The organism is Candidatus Syntrophosphaera thermopropionivorans, assembly GCF_004353895.1.
Classification (GTDB): domain Bacteria; phylum Cloacimonadota; class Cloacimonadia; order Cloacimonadales; family Cloacimonadaceae; genus Syntrophosphaera; species Syntrophosphaera thermopropionivorans.
Genome location: NZ_SMOG01000012.1, coordinates 1 through 18,350, shown reverse-complemented (window position 1 = coordinate 18,350; position 18,350 = coordinate 1). Strand labels below are relative to the sequence as shown.

Below are 18,350 nucleotides of genomic sequence, written 5' to 3'. Positions count from 1 at the left end.
CCCAATTAAATATCCAGATTCTGAACATATCTGGCATTAGTCTGTATAAAATCTCGGCGTGGTTCAACTTCATCTCCCATCAGAATAGTAAAGATTCTATCTGCTTCAATTGCATCATCCATTTTTACTGCAACTAAAAGTCTATTCTCAGGATTTAAAGTGGTCTCCCATAATTGTTCAGGATTCATTTCTCCCAGCCCTTTATATCGCTGGACAAACACTCCTTTTTCACCAAATTCCTTGATAGCTTCATCTCTTTCTTCTTCAGTAAAAACATATTTTACCTGTTTATTTTTCCGAACCATAAATAGTGGTGGTTTAGCTATATAGACATGACCATGTTCTATTAATGGACGCATATAACGATAGAAGAAAGTGAGTAATAATGTGCTGATATGAGCGCCATCAACATCAGCATCAGCCATAATAATAATCTTTCCGTAGCGGATTTTACTGACATCAAAATCCTGTCCTACTCCTGCTCCAATAGCTAAAATAATGGGCTGTATCTTATCATTATTCAGGACCTTATCCACTCTCGCTTTTTCCGTGTTTAACATCTTCCCCCAAAGTGGTAAGATAGCTTGAAAGGAACGGTCTCTTCCCTGTTTTGCACTTCCACCAGCGGAATCTCCTTCTACTAAAAACAATTCCGTTTTGCTGGGGTCAGTGATAGTGCAATCTGCTAATTTTCCAGGAAGAGAGCTGCTTTCCAGAACAGATTTCCTACGAGTCAATTCTCTTGCTTTACGAGCTGCTTCACGAGCACGTGCAGCCATAATACTTTTCATCGTAATCGCTTTAGCTTCAGCTGGATGTTCTTCAAAATAGGTCAATAATTTCTCATATACCACAGAGTTGACAATTCCTTCCAAATCCGAATTTTGTAACTTAGTCTTGGTCTGACCTTCAAATTGCGGATTCTTTAATTTAACGCTTATAACCGCAGTTAATCCTTCTCTAATATCATCACCAGAAGGACTTACCTTCTCATTCTTTAGCAGGTCAGCATTCTTAATGTAGGTATTTACTGCTCTGGTAAGACCACTTTTGAAGCCACTGAGATGTGTGCCTCCCTCTAAGGTGTTGATATTATTGGCAAAGCTGAAGATATTCTCCTGATAACCTTCATTGTATTGCAGAGCCAACTCAAATTCAAGGTCATCTCGCTTTGCTTCTATATAAAGTGGCTTAGGACTGAGAGGTTTTTTATTCTGATTGAGATATTCAACAAAACTAACGATTCCACCGTCATATTTAAAATCGTGTTCTCTTCCAGTTCTGTCATCTCTAAGGATAATGCGCACTCCTTTATTCAAAAACGCTAATTCCCTTAGACGAGCAGTTAGATAGTCAAAACTAAACTCCGTGGTCTCAAAGATAGTGCTATCCGGTTTGAATTTTATAATAGTGCCGGAGCGGTCAGTTTCACCTATTTCTATAACATCTGTAACCGCTTTCCCTCTTTCATAACGCTGATAATATATCTTACCATCTTTATGCACCTTAACTTCCAGATATTCCGAAAGAGCAACTACCACGGAAACGCCTACACCATGTAGTCCACCAGAAACTTTATAGGATTCCTGGTCAAATTTACCCCCAGCATGCAGCATCGTCATCACTACCTGTAAAGCGGGAAGTTTCATCTCTTGATGCATTTCCACTGGTATACCACGACCATTATCTTCTACTTCAACTTCGCCTTCAGTGGTTATAGTAACTTTTATATAATCACAGAATCCAGCTAATGCCTCATCTATGGAATTATCCACTACTTCATAAACCAGATGGTGCAGACCCTGTATTCCAGTGCTGCCTATATACATAGCAGGACGAGCACGAACACCTTCCAACCCCTTCATAACTTTAATATTTTTAGAGGTATAATTATTATCTGTCATAATTCATTGTCTCCTTGGATATTAACTAATCTTATCTTTCTTTTCCAGAGGATGGTGCTCCATACTTAGAAAAATAATATTCATATCTATATGTCAGAATATAAAATATGGGTTTTTTGTCAAGAATAATCGTGAATTATTTTTGAATTATATCTTATTATTTTTCAATATATTATCTGCATCCTTAGAATAAATTTCCGAAAAACACAAAAATTTAATTTATCTATATGATTAACAGTAAGTTAGCACTATTGCATTATCCTCTTCTATTCGCTCTTTATTTCATTTAATTCAGAACCCTTATTTAAAACTCTATATTTCATTATCCTACAAATAATTATTAATTTTTCTGTCCTTTTAACCTGAGTTTCTTAAAGTATAGAAAGAGATAAATAGGTGATTATGACTTCACTTAAATGTTTTAGGAAATGGTTTGTAATGGATAACTGCATATACTATAATACATTATCACTTATTTATCCATTAGTAATTCACTATTTAAGCACTGTGACTTATGCAAAGAGAGGGAGGCTAAATTATAGTTTAATGTGTTTACCGAGGATATATTAAAGAATTAAGGGATAAAAGTTATGCTTCTTAAATATTTATCAGTGGAGTATGCCTATAAGGTTCAGCAATCAGGAGGTTAACATTACTGCGTATGGATTGTAGAAAGTCATTCATCGTATCCCATACGAGTTGAGGATTATTGTTTGTTTCGCTTAAATGAGCCAGGATAAGGTTTTCTAACCCATAGTGCATAATTTGGCTCAATAGACCCACCGCTTGCTGATTAGAAAGATGTCCTTGCGGGCTTTTAATTCGTTGTTTTAGGCTCCAGGGATAAGGTCCTTCCATCAGCATTTTTTCATCATGATTACTTTCCAGAACGATGGTAGTACAATCCTTTAATTTATTGACTACCAGAGTAGTAGGAAATCCCAAATCGGTAGCTATTCCCAGTTTTCGTTCCTGATTGTGTAGACGATGGAAGGTAAAATTGCAACTTTCTACAGCGTCATGAGAAGAAGAAAAAGGATGGATAACGAGGTCATTAATGCGGAAAGGAATTCCCGTCTGGAAGAAATTTATGCCAGCTGGAATATTTCCTAAACGATACTGACATTGGTGATAAGTTTCTTCATTTATATAAAGAGGCACCTTAAGATAACGGAGGACTGCACCAGCTCCTTTGATATGGTCGGAGTGTTCATGGCTCAGTATCACTCCTTTTATTTCATATCTATCAATCCCAAGGTCTTGTAGAGCGTTAAATATAGTTTTAGCAGGGGTTCCAGCATCCAGTAATATGGCAGTTTCATCTGTTCGGATGAAGCTGGCATTTCCCTGTGAACTACTAACCAAAACAGCGAGCTGGAACATCAATCAGATTTTAGTCAGGTGATAATAACGATTATTTAATTTATCGTATTCAGTCCAGACTGCATCATCTGGAGCAGCCGCTAAAAGTTGTGCCACTCCGACACTTTGAGCATCAAGATTATCGCAAAGGTGCAGAACAAGGGCTTCAAGGGTTTGAGGTAGACGAACAGAAGCTTTTTCGTATTCGCCATGATGGGCAAGTATCATATGACGCAGATTCAAGAGAATTTCCTCGGGGAAACCTATAATTTCCTTAGCTTTTTCACATACAAACTGGTCTCCCAGACTGAGATGCCCGACCAATCTACCTAAATCGGTAAAATCAATATTGGGAGCAGGACTATATTCAAATACTTTACCCACATCATGAAGCAAGGCACCAGCGATAATCAGGTCTCTATGCACAGGATAAAGAGTGCAAACGGAATCACACAGAGTAGCTACATTGACGGTGTGTTCTATAAGTCCATGGCGATAATTGTGATGCCAACTTTTAGCTGCCGGTGCATTAAGAAAGAGATTGAAGAATTGTTTGTCATCAAAAATCAGGTGTAGGAGCTTATTAATCCAGAGGTTTTCTACTTTATCAACGAAAGAAAAGAACTGTTCAGCCAGAAATTCTGGAGGTTTACTGCTGGAACTAATAAAATGTTCAATATTATATTCCGATTTATCTGCATAGCGTAATTGACTTACATTCAGCTGCACCTGGTCTTTGTAATTATTGACCATAGCTTTGATTTTTATCACATCTCCTTCGGAGAACTCTTCCGCTGCTTTCTGGAAATCTTTCCAGACATAGGCATTAATACTTCCACTATGGTCTTGCAAGCGAAGATATAGATAGCGGTCATTCTTTCCCTGACGAATTTCTTTGGAAGTCACCAGATAAAAACTGACTACTTCTTCTCCCAGATGTTCTTTCAGGTCGGATATATTAATGTGTTCAAACATAGTTATTCACTTTAAGATAATAATTTTATGAGTGGTAGGATTACCCGCTTTAGCTGCAGGAAGCTCGGGAAATCGGAGAAAATAGATACCATTGGTTGGAAATTCATCAGATGTGAAAACAATTTCAGGTTGAGTGGTGTAAAAATCTTTAATCTTTTGACCTTTCAGATTATAGACCTGCACTCGTCCTAATTGCTTTCCATTATTGAGAGTTATCTTCATCTGTTCACCCCGGCGTAAAGGATTGGAAGTGATATTTAATCGGGGGATACTATAGTTAATATCGTTGACTGGAACGAAATTGCTGAACTCCGCAAAGGAAGAATAAAGAATTTTTCCGGTATCTGACATCTGCAACCAATAGTAAAGACGGTAGGATTCTTCTAATTCATTTAAAGGAATATTATTTAAAGGAATAGAAAAATCTAAAGTGAGACTTTGAGCGGCATTTAGGCTTCCATTTAAAGCTTGATTTTGCACTATCCAGCGATCAATCACCCAGCGTTCACTGTTATTGAAAGTTTCTTTTTTGAACAAACCTACAAATAGCCGCGACAGATTGACGATATCATACTCCACCGCAGAAGAATATAGTTGAGTATGTGCATTATTCAGGGTTAAAGATGCGGAAAGTTGGTCACTATTTTCCTCACTAATGATGCGACAATCAGCAGAAGATATGAAAGTCTTACTATTCTGAGCTTGAGTGCATAATTGGGTAAACTGATTACCATAATTAGAGGAGAAACCATTAATTTTAAGGTTTCCATTGATAACAGTACGAGGTAATGAATTGAAATGATACCAATTAAATCTATTTTGCGCTGCCAGATTGGAAAGAGAATCACCCAGGATAGGAAAATAGTTTAAAATATGAAATTGCGGAAGATTATATTGGTCTTGCGACCAGGATATCTGGGAAGCATTTTGCCAGCGTAAGAAATTCTCTATCAGGAAAATAGGATAAGAATCGGCAAAGCTAAAACGATGTATTAACTTAATATTATTTGCCTGAGGGTCATTATCGTTATGACTGCTAACCAAGGCAGCTCTCAATTTTAACTGTAAAGGTCTTTCAGGAAGTGTGAATTGATGCTCAAGAAAATCTGGATTCTGGTCATTAAATTCATAAAGAGAATGAGGAGCAATAGTTTCCGTTATAGGAATTTCATCAAAGAAGGCAAAGTCTGGGTCTGGCGAATAAACATTTAAATGGATAGCCGCATCGGAAATGGGAATACTGGAATGATTATAGATAGCAAAGGTTGGAGCTACCGTTTGTCCTGGTTCAACTATTCCTTCCAGGTTAAAATAGGTTAGTTCCAGGTCAATTATTTGTGAATCCAGCACAAATTCTCCTGTGAGTCCGAACAGTAGTTCGGCACTAAATCCTGCATTTGCAAAACTTTGATAATAAGGAGATTGTGGCACATTGGTATTAGAATAATAACTATGCGTTCCAGAACCATAGGAAGCGGAAACAAAAGTTCCAATAAAACTGGTAGAATATGTTGCTACCATCCACAAAGAGCTTTCTTGAACAGTTTGAGGGAAAGTTATTTCTAACCAGTTGGAAGAGACCGGTACCTTATTCCAGGTTAAAAGTGTGCCGGGACTATTATATCCATTGGTAAAAAGCTCCACCTTAATGGAATCACCTATTTGAGGAAGGTAGATTAAGGCTTTAGAGACAAGAAATTGTGAGATTTCAGCAGCGGGATATACAGATGCAAAATCAAAAAATACCGCCCACTTATCTGAGCCATAAAAGTGATAATCATCCGTTCCTTGATGATAGGCAAAATTATATTCTTTACTGTCCTCTGGAATCACTTGAGAACCAGAACCTGGGACAAAGTCCAGAGCAAAGGAAAAGCATACAAATAAGAGGACAGCAAAAGTTATTAGAAATCGCATAATATTTTATTATCCACCAATTTCTTAGCGAGTGCGACATCTTTTTCAATAGCTCTTATCAGGGCATCTTTATCAGGAAACATCCTTTCCTCTCGTAGATAATGTAGCAATGATACGGCAAAAGTATAGTCATTAAAATATCTTTTTATATCTAACAGATAGGTTTCTATCTCAGCTTTATCCTTATGTTTCAAAGTTGGACTGATGCCTATATTTGTCAATCCATAAAAAACTAAATCTCCGGTTTGTGCAATACTAAAATAAACTCCATTATAAGGAACAAGCTGACAGGTGTCTTCCAATTGAAGATTTACAGTTGGAAATCCCAGTTCCCTGCCAATTCCTCTTCCCCTTCCCACGGTTCCATAAAGGGTGTAAGGATAACCAAGTAAGCGATTTGCCACATAAAGATTACCTGATATGAGCATTTCTCTGATTAATGAGCTGCTAACAATGCGATTATTATATAGGACGGGCTCTACATATTCCACTTCAAATCCATAGTTTTTACTCTGCTCCAGGAGAAACTGGTAATTTCCTCTTCTTTGATAACCGAAATGAGAGTCATAACCCAGCACAATGATAGCAGGATTGTATTTAGCCATCAGATACTCTCGCAAAAAATCTTCTGCTGAAGTTTTTGCCAGTTTTTCATCAAAATGCAGCAATTGAACCTCGTCTATACCCAAATCTAAAATTTTAGTTCTTTTATGCTCTGGTGGGAGCAGGATATAGGGATAGGAATTATTATTCAGCGTCTGAGCAGGATGATTGTCATAAGTGATAACCACAGATTTAAGATTACGCTCTTCTGCCAGCTCCCTAACTCTGGAAAGAAGTTTTTTATGTCCAATATGCAGACCATCAAAATTGCCCATACTTAAAACAGTTTTCATATCAACTCTTCAGATTTATATAAGGAATAATTATGCCATCTTTTCTCTTTGCCACGCCTTGCAAGCTGCCTTGAGAATCAAATACCAGTATTTTCTCGTAGTCCTTTCCAGTATTGGGTATGAGATTGCCATTACTAAGGTGAATTAGCTCTTTTTCGGATAAGTAGAGTTTTTCAAAGTCTGGAAACAGCTCTTCTATGGGAAAGAAATGAGAAGTGAAATTTTCTTTTGTAATATCTTCAATTTTAGAGGCTTGATTTACGCTGAGATGACCTATAGCGGTTCTTCGCAAGTTAACACAATGTCCTACTGTTTCTAAGAGTTGAGCTATAAGTTCTCCCAGACTCCGGATATAGGTTCCTTTAGAGACTTTGCAACAAAAACTTAAATAAGGAGGAGAATAATCTGTCACTTCAAATTTGGAGATATGAACAGGGCGGTCTTCCAGTTCCACTTTAATTCCCTTACGGGCATAGGAATATGCTGGTTTTCCTTTAATTTTTACAGCTGAATAAGCTGGAGTGGCAAGAGATTTGATTTGTAATATTTGTTCTCTAAGTGCTTCCTTATCTAATTGGTTAGGTATATTTTCACTTACTGCTATCACTTTTCCTTCAAGGTCACCGGTTTCTGTTTGTTCTCCCAGCTTAAGAACTGCCTCATATTCTTTGTCCTGCAATTCCAGAAACTGGCAAAGGCGTGTGTAGGAACCCAGAGCGAAAATTAATAATCCAGAAGCAAAAGGGTCTAAAGTACCGGTATGTCCTATTTTGGAGATTCCGGTTAGAGCTCTCAATTGTTTCACTAAGGCAAAAGAAGAACTGCCGGAAGCTTTATCAATCAGAAGGAAACCTTGATTTTCAGACATTATTTGGGAATTCTGTTAGAGCCTGTTTCAGCTTTGATATCAGGTCAGATTTTAGCTCCTCCAGTTCCCCATAAAGCATAGCACCGGAAGCACTTCTATGACCACCACCCCCATAAGAAACCGCTATGGCATTAACATCAACAGTATCTGAACGGAGACTGAGATTGTAGGCTTCTTTATCATCCTGACGAAGAAAAGCAATTACTTCCACACCTTTAATACCCTGGACAAAACGAGGCACACTAATAGCATTAGTAGATAAATGATTGCGCTTTTGCATATCCAGTGAAGAATATAAAAACAAAATCTGACCCTCATTATAGAGTTCCATTCCCGAAAGCACTTCTCCCAGATATTTCATTTGGCTGGTGGTATTATTAAGGAAAAAAGCTTTATATAAATCGGAAGGGACTATACCGAGGTCAACTAATTCAGCTGCAAGAGATAACGATTTTGCATCCGTATTGGAATTAGTAAAGTTATTGGTATCATTTATAAGGGTGATATACAAGTTATTAGCTATAAATCTTTGTTCTGCAGGAGGCAGATTATTAATTTCAGATTTAAACATTTTATAAATGATAGAGCCTGTACAAACTTCGGTGATATCCACAAAAGTGTAATCGCTGTCTAATTCCTTATCAGTAGGAATATGATGGTCAATAACTAATCTTTTACGAGCGGTCCTGAGCAATTCATCTCTGTTTCCCAAAAGGGTGTAGCTATTACAATCCAGAACTATGAGAGTTTCGTAGTAATTTCCGCTTTCAAATATACTCAGTTTTGCTCCTTCCATTAAGAATTTGAAGCGTTCCAGTTGACTATCAGCATCAATGATAATCTCACTATCAATTCCTTGATAACTCAATAGTCGTTGTAAAGCCAAACTTGCACAGAATCCATCGCCATCTGGTTCGGTATGTGTCATAATAGCGACCGACTTGGAAGCATTCAGAAAGCCATTAAGGATATCTTTTAGTTCTTGAATATTATTAAGGTTTTTCATTGGATATAATAACCCTCCTTTAGCCTAATTTGGTACTAATTTAGTTAGAAGATAAGGTGAATCAAAGTTAATCTATAGATTACGCCTATTTGTTTTCCCCTTCATCTTCATCGATATCAATTATGTCATCAAAAATATCGTCATCGTCTTCATCAAGGTCAAAGAGGTCGTCATCTTCGTCCTCATATTCCTCATCCCAGTCAAAATCTTCGTCAAAGTTTTCGTAGTCCTCCTCATCATTATACTTATCTTTGAGGCTTGCGAGTAAGGTTTCAACACGAGCTGCCCGGTCTTCTGTGTCATCGTAATAGAAAGATAGTTCGGGTATTGTTCTCATTATATGTGCTCCTGCAATTTGTTTTTTGAAATAACCAGAGGTTTTTATTAAACGCTCCCTGATATTTTCATGGGAAGCGGGGTTATTATAATGGGAAAAGTATAGTTTTGCATACTTTAAATCCCGGGAAAGCACCACATCAGTAATGGTTACCCAGGCTAACGAAGGGTCGTTAATCTTGGTGGTTAAAGTTATATTCAAGATTTTACGCAACTCTTCTTGAAGCCGGGGGATTTTATAAGATTTCATAGTTTATTTCTTAGCACTTTCTTCCAGGACATAGAATTCAAGGATATCGCCTTCTTTGATGTCGGAGAAATTCTCTAAGGTAATGCCGCATTCACTGCCAGCTCTAACTTCTTCCACATCTTCGGCATAGTGTTTTAAGGTGGCAAGGTCATCTTCTGCAATCATCACATCATTACGATAGACTCTAACCTTACAACCTTTCCTGACATAACCGCTTTCAATCTGGCAACCTGCTACAGTGCCAACTTTTTTAATTTTGAACACCTGACGCACGGATGCCGTCCCAATAATATGTTCTTTATACTCGGGCTGTAACATTCCTTCTAAAGAGGCTTCTACATCTTCAATAGCATCATAAATCACCTGATAAAGCCGGATATCAACTTTTTCTTCTTCTGCCATCTTTTTAGCTTGTTGATTGGCTCTAACTCTAAAACCGATGATCACAGCATCAGAAGCAGCAGCTAAACTTACATCGGCTTCATTGATACCACCGACACTTTTATGAATAATATTAAGAATCACTTGCGGATGAGAAATCTTGGCAAAAGAATCTGCCAGTGCCTCCACGGAACCGTCAGTATCTGCTTTAATGATAAGATTTAGTTCCTTTAATTGTTCATCCCTTATACGTTCAAAGATGTTCTGTAGTGAGGCTTGATTTTGGTATTTTTCTCGTTCCAATCGGATTTGATTTCTTTCTGTACTAATAGCACGAGCGGTTTTTTCGGAATCAACCTGATTAACCAAGTCTCCTGCTTTAGGTACATCATTCAAGCCAAAGATGCGTCCCACATCAGAAGGATAAAGTTGCTTAATTTCCTGTCCTCTCTCATTTTCTATTCTACGAATTCTTCCATGAGTGGGACCACAAACAATAATATCACCCTTCTTAATTGTTCCTTCTTGCACCAGAATAGTAGCGATAGAACCCATACGTGGGTCTTTTTCAGCTTCCAAAACCACACCAGAACCAGGCACTTTTCTTCTGGCTTTGAGTTCCATCATTTCTGCCATTATAAGAATCAACTCTATGAGATTCAGGATACCTTCACCGGTTACAACGGAAGTAGTGCACCAGGGTACATCTCCACCATATTGTTCCAGCATAACGCCATAATCCAGAAGCTGTGCAATGACTCTATTCACATTAGCATCAGGCAAATCTACTTTATTGATAGCGACAATGATAGGAACTCCTGCCGCTTTAGCATGGTCAATGGCTTCTTTAGTTTGAGGTTTCATTCCTTCATTAGCAGCAACAACAATGACAGCTATATCAGTTACATTTGCCCCACGTGCTCGCATTGCCGTGAATGCTTCATGTCCAGGAGTATCAATGAAGGTAATTTTATTTTTATTAATCTCAATTTGATAAGCTCCAATATGTTGAGTGATACCACCTGCTTCACCTGCTACTACATTGGTATTGCGTATATAATCCAGAATAGAAGTTTTACCATGGTCTACATGACCCATAATGGTCACAATTGGAGGACGAGGTTCATATTCTGCATCAGCATATAGTTCCTTTTCTTTATCCAAGATATCAACTCCATATTCATCTTCAAACTGGAAGTCCACATTGAATTCATCACAAATCATTTCAAGTGAATCCCGGTCCAATCTCTGGTTCATTGTGACCAGCTGACCCATAGCAAAGAATTTGGAGATTATATCTGCCGGAGGAACATTAAGAATCTTTGCGAGCTCACTAACAGAAGTAAATTCCCTGATAATAACCTTATTTTCGGTGTTTTCACTGGTTGCTTGTGCTTCCTTATGATATTTCTTTTTCCTGGTTTTTTGCAGTATTTTCTTTATATTGCGTGAAATTTCCGCTTCATCCACATCAATGGGGAACTCTTCCTTTTGCTTGCTTTTCTTAACTGAGCTAACGATAGCTCGTTTATGTTTACTTTTTTCACCTAATTCTTCATGATTAACCCTAACTTTACCAAACTTTTTAATCTCGGGTTCTTTTTCTGTTTCAACTGGTTCAATAGGTAAAGGAGTAATCGCAACAGGAGGTTTTTTCCGCGGTTCTTCCTTTTTTCTTTCTTCTCTTGGAGATTTTTTAAAAGTGGTGGTTCGCTCTCTTGATACGGATTCAGGCTTGGGTTTAGGTTTAGGAGTAGTTTTCTTCCCTTTGCTAATAACCGGTGTAGCTTGCTGATGGGGAACAATAATACGAGTGGGTGGTTTTCCTTTCGGCAGCATTTCCTCAGGTCTTGGCTTTGAAGGTGCTGGTTCTACTGTTTCAGCCTGTTTAGGTTCAGGGACCGGAGCGGGTTCAGTTGTATCAGGAGGAGCTACTGCTTCAAGAGCTTCAGTTTTTTTAACCTCTTCTTCGTGAGCAGGTTGAGTTTTTGCTGCTTTAGTATATTCTTTAGTGCTGGGTTTAGCAGCTTTAGTCTCTGGAGTTTCCCTTGGTTTTTCCTGAGGTGCTTTTTCAGTTTTATTAGCCTTTGCTGCTTGTCTCATTTCCTGCAAGCGTTTTCTATCTTTTTCAGCTCTTTTTTCAGCGTCCACTTGCTCATAATATTTTTTCCGAATTTTATCGGCTATTTCTTCATCAATAAGGCTCATATGACTTTTAACATTAACCCCCATATCATTAAGGTGTTTCCTTAAAGCCATATTGCTTATTTTAAGTTCCTTAGCTAATTCGTGTACTCTTATTTGCACTTTTTCCCTCTAATTTTAATTGGAATAGTATTCCAACAATTTGGCGGCAAATTGACCGTCTTTAATTCCGAATATTCCGGAAACAGGTAGTCCTAAAGCCATACTTAGTTCTTTTTGTGTTCCCCAGCGAATAATGGGAACGAAGTTTTCCAGAACATTCCTTGCATCAGTTATCCTTTTAACTGTCTTAGGTGATGTGTCTTCGGCAATAATAATCAATTTAAGATTATTTTTCCGTAAATCCCGAAGACAAGCATCCGTGCCAGAAACCATCTTACCTGCTTTACGAGCAAACTGCATTAAATTAATTATGTGAGATTTTTTTTCTTCATTGTCCATTGTTTACTCCTTGAACTGAATTCTTGCTCTGCAGGTCCAGTTCTGACCAATCTTTTTTGATTCCAAAATGTTTTTTAAAATAACGCTTTTCCCAATCCTCTAAATTGGAAAGACAATTTATATTCTTACATATATAATGTCTGCGTCGTTGTAATCTTCTCTTGGGGTCTATAATGATACCCTCAGGCATAATAATGAAGGCATAGAGCTCATCCAGGTCTTTTTTGGACTTGCAAATAGCACAGGTTCTCTGCGGCATATGCTGAGCTTTACTATGTTTATTGGGCATTAGAAATCTTTGGCTGCCTCTTTCAGCCTTTGGGCAGTTTTCTCACCCACACCTTCAAGATTACAGAGCTCTTCAATAGATGCAGCATAGATGTCTTGCACTGAGGTATATCCTGCATGTCTTAGTATTTCCGCTATCTTGGGAGTTACTCCATCCAGTTCGGTTATGTGACTGATAGTCCTGCGTTCTTTTGCCATTTTTTCTTCAAATTCATCCATAGTGTAAATATCAATCTTCATTCCGGTCAATTTAGCAGCAAGTTTAACATTCTTACCACCTTTTCCGATAGCCATAACCTTATCCTCATCATCTACAATAACGCTGGCAGCTCTATTGCGTTCTAATATAACCCTTTTAACATTTTCTAAACCGAGAGCTCTAACTATCATCTTTTCAGGGTCTTCATCATGAACTACCAAATCAATCTGTTCACCGTGAAGTTCTCTCCGAATACTATCAATACGAGTTCCTTTGATTCCGATACAAGCAGCTACAGGATCAAGTTTGGGGTCGGTTGATTCTATCTCTACTTTAGTTCTAACACCAGGTTCACGAACGATTTTCAAAATTTTGATAGTTCCATCATAAATCTCGGGTATTTCAGTTTCAAACAGCTTTTTCACAAATTCAGGATTAGTGCGAGAAAGAATGATGGCATTATTATTTTTATGCACCTGTATATTTACCACATAGGCTTTTATGTTATCACCCACGCGGTAATACTCATTTTCTATTTGTTCATCTACGGGCAAGATAGCATCAGAATAACCAATATCAATTCTATAGTTTCCATTATCATCAATAGATTTAATTTTACCACTGACAATGGTATTTTTTTGCTTATCAAAATCATTGCGGACTTTTTCTTCTTCCAGCTGGTGTATCTTATCCTGAATAGCTTTTTGCGCAGTTTTAATCAACTTGGGTTCAAATTCATACATTGCCATAGTTTTGGGCACATATTGTCCTATTTCCACATCTTTTCCATAAATTTTCCGGGCTTCATCCAGAGAAATTTCACCCAGATTTTTCTCTACTTCCACCACTTTACAGAGGAAATTTGCCTTGATGGCATTAGTATCTTCATCTACTATAAGTTCCAGTTGATTTTCAGGTTCCAGTTTTTTATTCAATATATTATATATAGATTCCAATATTATTGCCTGGATAGTCTCCTTATCTAACTGCTTGATAGCTGCAAGTTTGACCACTGCGTCCAGTATATTTGTACTCATCTTTTCTTTTCACTCCTTTCTTTATCAAGAAAGACGGTTTTTGCACGATTAATATCCTTGAAGTTTATTTCCACTATCTTTCCACGGTCATCCAGTGTAATAGTGTCTGCATTAACTTCAATCAAGGTTCCCATAGCAGAGTGCTTTTCATCGCCTTCTGTCCATTGTACAGCCACTTTTTCATTAATAGCACTTGCATAGTGGCTCTTCAATTTAAGAACCCTTTCCAACCCTGGTGAGGACACTTCCAGGAAATAGCGCTCTGGTATGATATCCAGTTCATCCAGTTCATCACTTAGAGCACGACTGAAGTAGGCACAATCATCCACGGTCACACCACCAATTTTGGTCAGGTAAACGGTTATAATTCTTCCCTTTGCAGACATCTTTTCCTCTATATCATAAAGGGCAAGATGCTGTTCAGCACATAGCTTTTTCGCTATATTTTCTACTTGTGACCGATAATACACCATCTTCTATCTTTCTCCTCACCTTATATACATATTATGCTAAAAAAAATAGCTAATTCTCTTAGCTATCTTTCTAAACAATAAACTCTCTTCACCGAAATGATTTATATTCATTTCTGTATGCAAAGTCAAATTCTAATCTGGATTTAATCTGTCAAGTAGAAATTTCTTCCCACAATTATAAGACATCTTACCTAAAACTAAGTGGCTAAAGTTAGTAATAAATTGGAAATAGATAAATTATGGTTTAAGTCCGCTAAGGGAGAGCTTAGTTAGAGTCATAATCAAATCATAAATAAGCAGTTAGCGCATCAAATCCAAAAAAAGTTAAAATTTTTCCGCTATTTCGTTTTTTTCTTGTTATAATAGGGTATAGTAGAAAAAAATAAGTGGAGGAATAATGGGCAATACAAATAATCTAATTACTCAGCTTAGCCTTTATTACACAACTCTTCAAAAAGTAGAAAAAAGGGAAGAGGAGAATTATCAAATTCGTGATTACAGGAGAGAAAGAACCTCAAAAGTAAGGAATATTAAAGAAAAACAACCAGCTATTGATAGCCAGCTGGTCTTTAATAACTTGTTTCAAATAATATATGAACATCCAGAATTAAAGTCATATAATCTAAATAGTGATGATATAGCAGTAATTTCATTCTTTTGCTATAAAATTTCTAAAGAATATCAACTGGAATTTTCTTTTGAAGAAATAATCAGAATTTTCCCTGATAAAGATTGGGATTTTAGAGAGCAAATTGAATTCATTCAAAGCCTGATATATAGAGAAATCCTGAGTTTTAGTAATAATCCCTTATATGGCTCAGCTGAAGATATAAATTTAATACTTTATAAACATTACAGTTTAAATAGCCTAATTTTTCATATTCTGCTGGGAAAATCCCCCATCAAAGAAGCCAGAAATATTATTCTCATTGATTATGAAAAGCGACCCTTTATTGAAACAGTCTGTTATGCACTAAACCATTTATTTGATAGTTATAATGAATTAAATCTGGTTGATAGTGAATGTACTATGTATTATGGTAGAACCATAAATAAATTATTATCTACAGCTTTGAGGGTTTCCCATAAACTTAAATCGGATAATCCCTATAAGATTTTTGTTCATACCTATGGATTAGATTCTTTCTGGCAAAAGTGTCTGCTCTTAATATACAAATATAACAAATCCGAGAAAATCATTGATTATAGAATATTATCTGCTTTGCTTTCAGAGAATAAAGAGCAATTTAACCACTTTACAGAGAAAATGCTACATAATAACCCGCTGCAGCAAGCGGAATTACTGAAAAAACCGGGATTATTTAGCTCAAACGGACTTGTTCTGAGCAATTCTGCTATAAAAGAGTTATTTGAATACCATTATGAGGATATAGATATCAGGACTTATATTAGTTCTTCACCCTATTTTTCGCTCATTTCACCTGAGCAGACCCTAAATCAACTCATTTTACCTGCAGATAGTTTTCAAAGTGTAGTTTCTATAATAAATCAGTTGAAAAATCCAGATTTAGATACCTTAGCCAGCTGGGGGTTAATTACTGCATCCTTATCGGATGGAAAAGAAACTCTAAATGGATGTAATATTCTGTTGTACGGTGAACCTGGTACGGGAAAAACTTATATTGCTGGAATTATTGCCAACGAACTGAACAAGCCTCTATTAAAAATTAATACGGAAGCAGTTAGAAGCCATTACTATAGTGATACAGAAAAATCCGCCAGGAAATTGTTTAAAAATATGCGACAGCTACATGAGAAAATAGCGCCTGTTTTTTTACTCAACGAAGGTGATAGTCTGATGCACTGCCGAAATACTTATATAACAACTACCGTTGATAGTGAAGAAAATGCTCTGCAAAGTGTATTTCTGGAAGAATTGGAAACTTTCCCCGGAATTTTAATAGTAACTACCAATTTGAGAGAAAACCTTGACTATGCGATATTTCGTCGTTTCCGTTATAAACTAGAGATCCCTGTTCCTGATTATGATTGTCGCTTAAAACTCTGGAATTTACATCTAAATGAAAAAATTCCAGGTTCTGCTAAAATTGATTTAACTTCTTTAGCTCAGGAATTCTCTCTCACGGGAGGAGAAATAAGAAATGTTGTCCTTAATGCCTGTCATCACTTAATATCTAATCCAGACTTAAAAGAGTTAACCTATGATATTTTATATTATTATGCTCGGATGGAATCCAGTAGCAATCTGGATAAGAGGAATAAAAAAATTGGATTTAGAAATTGAGCTATGATATTAAAGCTTCCCTTAACCTTTTATTATAATATAACCATACCTTAAAGGGAGATGAATATTACTGAGAGGAGGTTAAATCTAAGGTTGAATTGATTCTTAATAGATAATAACAGAGAGCGGAAGAAAGGTAGACTATCCCTCCGGACCATAATATATCTGAGAGGAAATGACCTCCTTGAGCGATGCGTACAAAACCCATAAAAAATCCATAGAGGATAGCGATAATAAATGCGAGAGCGGTCCATTTTTTTCTTTTCCCGCGCACCAGGAAATATAGAGTGAAGAAATAGAACCCCATAGCAGAATGACCACTGGGAAAAGAACTTCCTGGACTGGAAAGGTCTATTTCTAAAGGTCTTTCATAGACATATTTCCCTCCGAATGGAATTATATTTCTTGGTCTGGGACGACCCCAATATTCTTTCAAAACTCCATTTACGAGTAATCCCGGTCCTAATAACATTACCAGCATTAGAAAGAGGCAGATGCGACGCCACTTATAGAAATTATAAGCGAAAAAACTAACTATAAAGAATCCGAGAGCTGCAATAGAGAGCGCAAGAGCTGGAATCGTGCCATAGCGATACATAAAAGTGCACAAGGCATTATGCATTCCCCACCAATTATTATTACCCAAATAAAACAATCCTGAGAGTTTGAGGTCCCAAAAGTAGTTACGAATTAGCCAAGTTCCGATTACCAGAATAGCAACCGGAATAAGAAAATCCAGCCACAAAACTATATGGCGGTCCCTAAGAACCGCCATATTTATTTTATTTCTCATAGTCTTTAATGAGCATAATTTAATCTTTAATTAAAGTTCTTTCTGAACATAGTTTAAGAAACAGTCCTATTCAGATTTAGTTTCTATATCCTGTTCTTTTTTTTCTTCTGTTTCAGTTTCTTTAGTAATAACACTTTCAGCTTCTTCTTCAACAGTAGGTTCTGGATTTTCTGAAGTCTCAGGTTGTGGTTGTTCCTCTAAGTTAACGCTTTCAGAAACAATTTCTATCTCTTCTTCATAGCTGGTCAATTCTTCTTCATCTATACCTTCAGGATTAGGTTCGGGAATGGAAACGGTTTCCTCAGTAAAAGGTGGAACTTCTTTTGATTCTGAAACTATATTAAGATCTGGTTCGGATATTGTTTCTTCTGTAGCAACGCTGCTTAGTATCTCTGTTTCTTCCTTTTTTTCTAATTCTTCAGCAGGAGGTATATTTTCTTCCTCTGAGGAAGGTTTTGTTTCTTCTGTATTTTCAGCACTTTCTGATGCAGAGACAGTTTTTTCTTTCTCAGAATCTACTGTTTCTGGTGATTCTTTTGTAGTTTCAGGACTTTCTGTGATTGTCTCAGTTTCTTCTTTTTCAGACCCTGCTGCTTCTGCTGGAGTGGTGGTTTCACCCTGAGCGGGACTGCGTTTTCTTTCTCTGGTTTTATGCTCTGCTTTTTTCTTCAATAACTTAGCAATGCGATCTCGCATATACTGTTCGTGTAGAGCAATATATTCTTCTTGCAATCTGGGGTCACGAGAGAAGAA

The 18,350-nt window shown here is 37.0% G+C and carries 15 protein-coding genes and 1 pseudogene; 1 reads left to right on the top strand and 15 read right to left on the bottom strand.

All coding sequences use genetic code 11. The annotated features are described in order from the left end of the window. Positions 1 to 5 precede the first annotated feature (5 nt). The 13 genes from gyrB to E0946_RS04505 form a co-directional block, all read right to left on the bottom strand. Positions 6 to 1,904 carry a DNA topoisomerase (ATP-hydrolyzing) subunit B gene (gyrB, locus tag E0946_RS04565; RefSeq protein WP_133201291.1) on the bottom strand — a complete coding sequence of 633 codons (1,899 nt, stop codon included), beginning with the start codon at positions 1,902 to 1,904 and terminating at the stop codon, positions 6 to 8. Between the two features lie 597 nt (positions 1,905 to 2,501). Continuing rightward, positions 2,502 to 3,287: an MBL fold metallo-hydrolase gene (locus tag E0946_RS04560; protein WP_133201290.1), complete on the bottom strand. Its 786-nt coding sequence runs from the start codon at positions 3,285 to 3,287 to the stop codon at positions 2,502 to 2,504. Between the two features lie 3 nt (positions 3,288 to 3,290). After that, on the bottom strand, positions 3,291 to 4,241 hold the full coding sequence (locus E0946_RS04555; protein WP_133201289.1) for a 3'-5' exoribonuclease YhaM family protein: 951 nt from the start codon (positions 4,239 to 4,241) through the stop codon (positions 3,291 to 3,293). A gap of 6 nt (positions 4,242 to 4,247) precedes the next feature. Beyond that, complete coding sequence (locus E0946_RS04550; protein ID WP_133201288.1) at positions 4,248 to 6,158, bottom strand: T9SS type A sorting domain-containing protein; 1,911 nt, start codon at positions 6,156 to 6,158, stop codon at positions 4,248 to 4,250. Further along, the gene (locus E0946_RS04545) at positions 6,146 to 7,054 is read right to left on the bottom strand and encodes a bifunctional riboflavin kinase/FAD synthetase (protein ID WP_133201287.1); all 909 of its coding nucleotides are present in this window, start codon (positions 7,052 to 7,054) and stop codon (positions 6,146 to 6,148) included. The genes E0946_RS04550 and E0946_RS04545 overlap by 13 nt, the downstream gene beginning before the upstream one ends. Before the next feature lies 1 nt (position 7,055). After that, complete coding sequence (gene truB / locus E0946_RS04540) at positions 7,056 to 7,922, bottom strand: tRNA pseudouridine(55) synthase TruB (RefSeq protein ID WP_133201286.1); 867 nt, start codon at positions 7,920 to 7,922, stop codon at positions 7,056 to 7,058. After that, a complete protein-coding gene (locus E0946_RS04535; RefSeq protein ID WP_133201285.1) occupies positions 7,915 to 8,928 on the bottom strand; it encodes a DHH family phosphoesterase in 1,014 nt (337 codons plus the stop codon). The genes truB and E0946_RS04535 overlap by 8 nt, the downstream gene beginning before the upstream one ends. Before the next feature lie 85 nt (positions 8,929 to 9,013). Further along, the gene (gene rbfA / locus E0946_RS04530; RefSeq protein WP_133201284.1) at positions 9,014 to 9,514 is read right to left on the bottom strand and encodes a 30S ribosome-binding factor RbfA; all 501 of its coding nucleotides are present in this window, start codon (positions 9,512 to 9,514) and stop codon (positions 9,014 to 9,016) included. A gap of 3 nt (positions 9,515 to 9,517) precedes the next feature. Then, positions 9,518 to 12,202 carry a translation initiation factor IF-2 gene (gene infB / locus E0946_RS04525; RefSeq protein ID WP_133201283.1) on the bottom strand — a complete coding sequence of 895 codons (2,685 nt, stop codon included), beginning with the start codon at positions 12,200 to 12,202 and terminating at the stop codon, positions 9,518 to 9,520. A 15-nt stretch (positions 12,203 to 12,217) separates the two neighbouring features. Next, positions 12,218 to 12,541, bottom strand: a complete 324-nt coding sequence (locus E0946_RS04520) for a L7Ae/L30e/S12e/Gadd45 family ribosomal protein (protein WP_133201282.1) — start codon at positions 12,539 to 12,541, stop codon at positions 12,218 to 12,220. Next, positions 12,531 to 12,830, bottom strand: coding sequence for a YlxR family protein (locus E0946_RS04515; RefSeq protein ID WP_133201281.1), 300 nt, complete (start codon positions 12,828 to 12,830; stop codon positions 12,531 to 12,533). Before E0946_RS04515 ends, E0946_RS04520 begins: the two co-directional genes overlap by 11 nt. Further along, positions 12,830 to 14,065: a transcription termination factor NusA gene (gene nusA / locus E0946_RS04510; protein WP_133201280.1), complete on the bottom strand. Its 1,236-nt coding sequence runs from the start codon at positions 14,063 to 14,065 to the stop codon at positions 12,830 to 12,832. The genes E0946_RS04515 and nusA overlap by 1 nt, the downstream gene beginning before the upstream one ends. Next, positions 14,062 to 14,538 (bottom strand): ribosome maturation factor RimP, encoded by a 477-nt coding sequence (locus tag E0946_RS04505; protein WP_133201279.1) that lies wholly within the window; start codon positions 14,536 to 14,538, stop codon positions 14,062 to 14,064. Before E0946_RS04505 ends, nusA begins: the two co-directional genes overlap by 4 nt. A gap of 397 nt (positions 14,539 to 14,935) precedes the next feature. On the opposite strand from E0946_RS04505, the gene E0946_RS04500 reads away from it, so the two are divergent. Then, entirely contained in the window at positions 14,936 to 16,804 is a 1,869-nt protein-coding gene (locus tag E0946_RS04500; protein ID WP_133201278.1) for an ATP-binding protein, read from the top strand. Positions 16,805 to 16,871: 67 nt separating this feature from the next. Here the strand turns inward: E0946_RS04500 and E0946_RS04495 are convergent, their stop codons facing one another. Beyond that, positions 16,872 to 17,579 carry a phosphatase PAP2 family protein gene (locus E0946_RS04495; RefSeq protein ID WP_165942084.1) on the bottom strand — a complete coding sequence of 236 codons (708 nt, stop codon included), beginning with the start codon at positions 17,577 to 17,579 and terminating at the stop codon, positions 16,872 to 16,874. 84 nt (positions 17,580 to 17,663) lie between these two features. Beyond that, positions 17,664 to 18,350, bottom strand: a pseudogene (locus E0946_RS07245) (hypothetical protein); the annotation flags it as partial.

Excerpts from the sequence above, each read along its gene's own strand:
- gyrB (WP_133201291.1), bottom strand. The coding sequence starts at position 1,904 with ATGACAGATAATAATTATACCTCTAAAAATATTAAAGTTATGAAGGGG.
- E0946_RS04560 (WP_133201290.1), bottom strand. The coding sequence starts at position 3,287 with ATGTTCCAGCTCGCTGTTTTGGTTAGTAGTTCACAGGGAAATGCCAGC.
- E0946_RS04555 (WP_133201289.1), bottom strand. The coding sequence starts at position 4,241 with ATGTTTGAACACATTAATATATCCGACCTGAAAGAACATCTGGGAGAA.
- E0946_RS04550 (WP_133201288.1), bottom strand. The coding sequence starts at position 6,158 with ATGCGATTTCTAATAACTTTTGCTGTCCTCTTATTTGTATGCTTTTCC.
- E0946_RS04545 (WP_133201287.1), bottom strand. The coding sequence starts at position 7,054 with ATGAAAACTGTTTTAAGTATGGGCAATTTTGATGGTCTGCATATTGGA.
- truB (WP_133201286.1), bottom strand. The coding sequence starts at position 7,922 with ATGTCTGAAAATCAAGGTTTCCTTCTGATTGATAAAGCTTCCGGCAGT.
- E0946_RS04535 (WP_133201285.1), bottom strand. The coding sequence starts at position 8,928 with ATGAAAAACCTTAATAATATTCAAGAACTAAAAGATATCCTTAATGGC.
- rbfA (WP_133201284.1), bottom strand. The coding sequence starts at position 9,514 with ATGAAATCTTATAAAATCCCCCGGCTTCAAGAAGAGTTGCGTAAAATC.
- E0946_RS04520 (WP_133201282.1), bottom strand. The coding sequence starts at position 12,541 with ATGGACAATGAAGAAAAAAAATCTCACATAATTAATTTAATGCAGTTT.
- E0946_RS04515 (WP_133201281.1), bottom strand. The coding sequence starts at position 12,830 with ATGCCCAATAAACATAGTAAAGCTCAGCATATGCCGCAGAGAACCTGT.
- nusA (WP_133201280.1), bottom strand. The coding sequence starts at position 14,065 with ATGAGTACAAATATACTGGACGCAGTGGTCAAACTTGCAGCTATCAAG.
- E0946_RS04505 (WP_133201279.1), bottom strand. The coding sequence starts at position 14,538 with ATGGTGTATTATCGGTCACAAGTAGAAAATATAGCGAAAAAGCTATGT.
- E0946_RS04500 (WP_133201278.1), top strand. The coding sequence starts at position 14,936 with ATGGGCAATACAAATAATCTAATTACTCAGCTTAGCCTTTATTACACA.
- E0946_RS04495 (WP_165942084.1), bottom strand. The coding sequence starts at position 17,579 with ATGGCGGTTCTTAGGGACCGCCATATAGTTTTGTGGCTGGATTTTCTT.